The sequence below is a fragment of the Streptomyces sp. NPDC060194 genome, assembly GCF_042728285.1.
Lineage (GTDB): Bacteria > Actinomycetota > Actinomycetes > Streptomycetales > Streptomycetaceae > Streptomyces.
Genome location: NZ_JBHWZH010000005.1, coordinates 78,252 through 84,308, shown reverse-complemented (window position 1 = coordinate 84,308; position 6,057 = coordinate 78,252). Strand labels below are relative to the sequence as shown.

Here is a 6,057-nt window from a genome sequence, read left to right as displayed (position 1 = left end):
CTTTTCCGCTCCCCGGCGCGTGCGTCGGCCAGTGCCCGGGCGTTGGCCGCGTAACGGAGGGGACGCCGACGCCCCCGCCGGCCCCGGTCCCGGCACCCTCGCCGAGTTCCTGGAGCGGGTCGCCCTGGTCGCCGACTCCGACCAGATCCCCGACGAGGACGACGACGGCTCCGGTGTCATCACGCTGATGACCCTGCACACCGCCAAGGGCCTGGAGTTCCCGGTCGTGTTCCTCACCGGCATGGAGGACGGCGTCTTCCCGCACATGCGCGCGCTCGGCCAGGCCAAGGAGCTGGAGGAGGAGCGCCGGCTCGCCTACGTCGGCATCACCCGCGCCCGTGAGCGCCTCTACCTCACCCGCGCGGCGATGCGCAGCGCCTGGGGGCAGCCCTCGTACAACCCGCCCTCCCGCTTCCTGGAGGAGATCCCGGACCAGTACCTCACCTGGAAGCGGACCGGCCCCTCCTCCGCCCCCGCCGGCCCGACCCGCGGGTACGGCGGCGGCTCGGGCGCGTCCGCGGCGGCCGCCGCGCGGCTCGGCGGGGGCGGCGCGTCGACGTTCGCCACCCGGCGGATGGTCGACCGCCCGTCGATCTCGCTGAGCGTCGGCGACCGGGTCACCCACGACCGCTTCGGCCTCGGCACGGTCATGCAGGTCAACGGCACCGGGGACAAGACCGAGGCGGTCATCGACTTCGGCGACGCCAAGCCGAAGCGGCTGCTGCTGCGGTACGCGCCGGTCGAGAAGCTCTGAGCGGAGACGGCTGCGGGCCGCCACCCCCGGGGGATGCGGCCCGCGCTCGCCGGACAACCCGTGCGTCAGGTCGGGTTGAGGCCGTGGCCGCGCAGCCACGACAGGGGGTCGATGGCCGCACCGCCGCCCGGCCGGACCTCGAAGTGCAGGTGCGGGCCGGTGGAGTTGCCGGAGTCGCCCGAGTAGGCGATGACGTCGCCCGCCTTGACCGGGCCGGACCGGATCTTGGTGCTGCCGAGGTGGCAGTACCACGTCTCGGTGCCGTCGGCGGCGGTCACGATGGCCATGTTCCCGTAGGCCCCGTTCCACTGGGTGCGGACCGTGCCGTCGGTGGCGGCCATGACCGGGGTGCCGAAGTCGACGGGGAAGTCGATGCCGCTGTGCAGGGACATCCAGTTGACGCCGCCCTGGCCGTAGTAGGCGCTGAGGCCGTGCTGCGCGACCGGCAGGGCGAACTTGGGGCGGGCCGCCTCGATCGCGGCGGCCTTCGCCTCGCGCGCCTTCTTCTCCGCCGCCTGCCGCTCCCTGAGGTCGATGCGCTCCTGGGTGCGGTTGGCGCGGTCGCCGAAGTCGCGGGCGCCGGTGTCCATGGCGACCATCTTCGTGTCGAGCGCGTTGTTCGCCACGGCCGGCTTGACGGCCTCGGGCGCGGCGGCCCGGTTGCCCACGTTGTCCTGCGCGCTCGCCCCGCCGGTGCCGACCGACGCGGCGGCGATGCCGGCCGCGCCGAGGACGCAGACGGAGGGCACGGCGACGGTGAACAGCGCCGAGCGCTTGGCGGGGGCGCGGCGCCGGCTGCGGGAGGCGGTCCGGGTGGCGGCGCGGCCGCCGGCCGGGTGCGGGGTGCGGGCGGGGCCGGCGGCCGCTGGCGCGGCGTCGTACGCGGTGTCGAACCCGTCGTCGTCGCCGTCCCCGGGGCTCTCGGGGTCGAGCAGGATCAGCGGCTCGCCGATCTCCTCGGTGTCCGACACCGGCAGGCCGGGCTCGGTGTGCGCGGGCTCCGACGGGAGCGTCACCTCGGCGTACGAGGCGTACGGGTCGGCGTCGGCTCCGTTCCACTGCGTTGCGTCGTAGGCGCCGGAGTCCTGGGCGCCGTGGGCGGGCCAGGAGCTGTCGTGGCCGCCGGTCGCGTACCCGGTGGCTCCGCCGCCGTCGGTGTCGTACGACGGGTGGACCGGGTCCGGATTCCAGGCGTCGGCGTAGCCGTGCGCCGCCGGGGCCGGGCCGTACGGGACCTGGGCGGGGATGTCCGCCGCGAAGGAGAGCTGGTCGGATGCGGTGGCCCAGGGGCCGGCCGCGCCATGCGCGGTGGTGCCGAACGCGCCGGTGTCCTGGGCCGGATAACTGCCGTTCCAGGAAGAGGAGTCGAATGCTCCGCTGGGGGTAGTGGAGTAGTCACCGAAGAGCGGATCGGGGGTGTGACCGAAGCCGTGGAGGCCGTCCGGGCCGTACGAGCCGCCCGGCGAGCCGTCGCCGTACGCACCGGCGCCGCCGTAGGAGGCGTCCTGGTGGCCGTAGGCCGCGTAGTCCACGAAGGGGGCGTCGGGCGCCGGAGCCGGGGGATACGCATTCCCTGGCGGGGGACGGTCGTTCACCAACGTCTCTTTCGCCTCGACAGCAGGAGCTGGGGTCTGAGAGCCACCCCAGAGGCAGAGCAGTGCGGCGACTGTACCCGGCGGTATGCGACGGCGACAATCTTCAACAGGTTTTCGCCTGTGCGAAAAGGGGCATCCGGTCGTGTTTCGGCGGACGGCGGGCTCAGCTTTGGCCCTGTGTTCGGTAACTGTTCGAAAAGATACGGGTGTCGGGGCCCCACGGCCGTGACCCCGTTCGGCCGCCGCGGCCGGATCACGCCACCGAGACCGGCCTTTCGGAGGCGTCCTGCGGCCCGGCGTCCAGTGCCTGCCGGATCTCGGCCGCGACCGCCGGGTGGACGGGCAGGGCGAGATGGCCGATACCGGACACCCGCACGTTCCTGACCGTCAGGTCCTGGTGGTCGAGAGCGGCCGTCTCCACCGGCGCCATCACGTGGTCCATATCGCTCCAGAAACATACGAACCGAGTGCGGCAGCCGGGCGCGGGACCGCGCAGCTCCTCGACGACGTCGGAGTCCGGGCGCATCTGGCGCACGATCGGGTGGGCGTTCAGCAGCGGTGCGGCGTTCGTGCCGCCGTGCGGGGTCCCCAGGGTGACGAGGGTGCGCACCCGCCGGTCGCCGCCGAGCCGCTGCACGTAGTAGCGGGCGATCAGCCCGCCCAGGCTGTGGCCGACGATGTCCACCTCGTCCCGGCCGGTGCGGGCGCAGACCCCCTCGATGTGCCGGCCGAGCAGGCCGGCGGCGGTGCGGATGTCGCGGGTGAGCGGGGAGTAGTTGAGCGACTCGATCCGGCGCCGACCGGGTACGGCGAGGGTGCGGCGCAGCAGGACGAAGACCGAGCGGTTGTCGACGAAGCCGTGCAGCAGTACGACGGGGCGGTCGGCGGTGTCCGTCGGCAGCCGGTGCGTCCCGGGCGTGTCGGTCCGGTCCTCCGGCCGGTGCGGGCGGGGCGCCGGCAGTCGTTCGGGGAGGAGTCCGGAGGGGTAGAGGGCGAGGTGTCCGGCCAGGATCGCCACCTCCAGTGCGACGGCCTTCAGTGCCGCGGTCGACAGGCGGAGGCCCGCTCCCGGGAGGGGTGGGAGGGGCGGCGGGAACGGCGGCTTCACGGGCGACCTCCTCGCGGCGCGCGAGGCGCCGCCGGGGCGCGCGGAGGCGGCGGCGGTCGGGCTCGGGCGGCCCCGGGGTCTGTTCGGCTCGGGTGGAGGGGGGCGAGAGGCTGTGCGCGGAGTGCGGCACGGGTGGTCGTTCGGCTCGTGCCGGTGGGCTCGGAGGAGGGGGCCGCGCCCGGGGTCCCTGGTGCGGAAGCGGCGGGTGGCGAATGTGTCCCACCGTGTGATTTCCCCCTCCGGGGGTGCCGCGAAACCGCTGCTTGGGGGATGCTGGCGATAACGTTCGTTCACTTCGCGGGGTCCGCGCGCCCCTCGGGCGGCATGCGGATCGCGGTGCATCGTGGGTTCACGCGGCAGATGGAGGCAGTGATGGGTGTGGCTGGACCGATCCGCGTCGTGGTCGCCAAGCCGGGGCTCGACGGGCACGACCGGGGTGCGAAGGTGATCGCCCGCGCTCTGCGCGACGCCGGGATGGAGGTCATCTACACCGGGCTGCACCAGACGCCCGAGCAGGTCGTGGACACCGCCATCCAGGAGGACGCCGACGCGATCGGCATGTCCATCCTCTCCGGCGCCCACAACACGCTCTTCGCCAAGGTGATCGAGCTGCTGAAGGAGCGGGACGCCGAGGACATCAAGGTGTTCGGCGGCGGCATCATCCCGGAGGACGACATCCCGTCGCTGAAGGAGATCGGCGTCGCCGCGATCTTCACGCCGGGGGCGACGACTCAGTCGATCGTCGAGTGGGTGCGGGAGAACGTGCGCCAGCCGGTCTGACCTCGGCCCGCGGGCCCGTCCCGGCGGTCCCGTCGCGCCACGCCGGGACGGTCCCGGCCCGGCGTCCCGGCTCGCGCCGCCCCGGCGCTACGGAGGTCCGCCCCCCCAGTGCCCGCGGTCCTTCTCACGGCCCGGAGGTCGCCGACTCCTGGGCCGTCCCGTCCAGTTCGGCGAGCATCGTCGCGCGCAGCCGCAGGGTGCCCACCAGCCGCTGGAACGCCTCCGACCAGTACGCCCCGACGCCCGGTGAACCGTCCGCCGGTTCGTCCGGGGTCGCGGTCAGGGTGTCCAGGCGGGCCGCCTCCGACGGGTCCAGGCAGCGTTCGGCCAGCCCCATCACGCCGCTGAAGCTCCAGGGGTAGCCGCCGGCGTCCCGGGCGATGTCGAGCGCGTCGACCACCGCCCCGCCGAGCGGTTCCGACCACGGCACCGCGCACGTCCCGAGCAGCTGGAACGCCTCCGACAGGCCGTGGGCGGAGATGAACCCCGCGACCCAGAGGGCCCGTTCACCGGCGGGGAGCACGGAGAGCAGCTGGGTGCGCTCGGAGAGGGAGGCGGAGCCCGGCCCGGCCGCCCCGGGCGCCGTGGGTGGGCCGAGGAGCGCCCGGGACCACTCGGGGTCGTGCTGGCGCACGGCCGCCCGGCACCAGGCGGCGTGCAGCTCGTCCCGCCAGTCGTCGGCGACGGGCAGGGCGACGATCTCGGCCGGCGTGCGGCCGCCGAGCCGCTCCGTCCACACGCCCAGCGCCGAGGCCTCGACCAACTGGCTCAGCCACCAGGAGCGTTCGCCCCGGCCGGCGGGCGGCTTGGGGGTGACGCCGTCGCGCTGCATCTCCGCGTCGCACTCGTGCGGGGCCTCGACGCTGATCACGGCGGGCGCCCCGTCGGGCCCGCCGCCGGCCAGGCGGTCGAGGCCGACGCAGGTCCCCGCCCGGGCGGCCATCCGGCGGGCCAGGCCCGAGCCGGGGAGCGCCGACAGCAACTCGGCGGCGGTGGAGCGGACATGGCGGCTGCGGTCCCCCAGCGCCGCCTCCAGGAAGGGTTCGTCGGCCGGGCGCAGGCCCTCGCGGAGGGAGTCGAGGAACATCAGCCGGTCCTCGGCGCGTTCGCTCGCCCAGCCGGCCGCGAGCAACTCGCGGCCGGCGTCAGGATCATGGGCGCGTACGGCGGTGAGGAGGGCGACCCGTTCGGCGAACAGACCGTCCTGCCAGAGGCGTTGCACCGCCGCGGGGTCGTCGGGCGCGGGCAGGCCGGCGGTGCCGGTCGCGGTGCGCAGGGCGTACTTCCACTCCGGGTTGAGGGCCGCGAGCCACCGGGCGAGGGGGCCCGCGACGGCGAGGGCCCGGGGGCGGAGGTCCGTCCGGGCGCGGGCCGCGTCGAGGAGTGCGGGGACGAGTTCGGGGGCCGCCCGGTAGCCGTGCCGCTCGGCGGCGGCCAGCCACTGCGGGAGGAGTTCGGTCAGGTCGGGGGTCGTGCGCCGGCCGCCCTGGCCGCCGGAGGCGCGGTCGGCGAGGAGGGCGGCGAGCCGTCGGCGGGCTGCCGGGGGCAGGTCGGGGCGGTCGTCGGCCGGTGCGGGCGACGGCAGGGGGGCGGCCTCGGCGGGGCGCAGCCCCGCGCGCCGGCGGACGGTGGCGGTGGCGGCGGCGTCGAGCAGGGCCTCGGCGGTGCGGCCCGGGCGGCGGTCGGTGCCGAGGAGGGCGGTGGTGACGAGGTCCTCCCAGGAGGGAGGGGCGGTGGCGGCGGTCATCGGGTCCCTTCGGGGTGCGAGGAGTGGTGCGGACGGCGCGGCGTGCGGAAGGGCCCGGCGGCCCGGGCGCGGG

General features: G+C 75.4%; 5 protein-coding genes. 2 read left to right on the top strand and 3 right to left on the bottom strand.

Annotated elements, in window-relative coordinates:
- A partial coding sequence (locus ACFWEG_RS02180; protein WP_387208179.1) for a 3'-5' exonuclease occupies positions 1-754 on the top strand: 754 nt, incomplete at its 5' end.
- Between the two features lie 65 nt (positions 755-819).
- On the opposite strand, the gene ACFWEG_RS02175 is transcribed toward ACFWEG_RS02180, so the two are convergent.
- Both ACFWEG_RS02175 and ACFWEG_RS02170 read right to left on the bottom strand, forming a co-directional pair.
- Positions 820-2,286 carry a M23 family metallopeptidase gene (locus ACFWEG_RS02175; protein ID WP_387208177.1) on the bottom strand — a complete coding sequence of 489 codons (1,467 nt, stop codon included), beginning with the start codon at positions 2,284-2,286 and terminating at the stop codon, positions 820-822.
- Between the two features lie 316 nt (positions 2,287-2,602).
- A complete protein-coding gene (locus ACFWEG_RS02170) occupies positions 2,603-3,457 on the bottom strand; it encodes an esterase/lipase family protein (protein ID WP_387208175.1) in 855 nt (284 codons plus the stop codon).
- Between the two features lie 372 nt (positions 3,458-3,829).
- On the opposite strand from ACFWEG_RS02170, the gene ACFWEG_RS02165 reads away from it, so the two are divergent.
- The gene (locus ACFWEG_RS02165) at positions 3,830-4,237 is read left to right on the top strand and encodes a cobalamin B12-binding domain-containing protein (RefSeq protein ID WP_387208173.1); all 408 of its coding nucleotides are present in this window, start codon (positions 3,830-3,832) and stop codon (positions 4,235-4,237) included.
- 124 nt (positions 4,238-4,361) lie between these two features.
- Here ACFWEG_RS02165 and ACFWEG_RS02160 read toward each other — a convergent pair whose 3' ends face one another.
- The gene (locus ACFWEG_RS02160) at positions 4,362-5,984 is read right to left on the bottom strand and encodes a DUF5691 domain-containing protein (protein WP_387208171.1); all 1,623 of its coding nucleotides are present in this window, start codon (positions 5,982-5,984) and stop codon (positions 4,362-4,364) included.
- Between the last annotated feature and the right edge of the window lie 73 nt (positions 5,985-6,057).

Excerpts from the sequence above, each read along its gene's own strand:
- ACFWEG_RS02165 (WP_387208173.1), top strand. The coding sequence starts at position 3,830 with ATGGGTGTGGCTGGACCGATCCGCGTCGTGGTCGCCAAGCCGGGGCTC.
- ACFWEG_RS02160 (WP_387208171.1), bottom strand. The coding sequence starts at position 5,984 with ATGACCGCCGCCACCGCCCCTCCCTCCTGGGAGGACCTCGTCACCACC.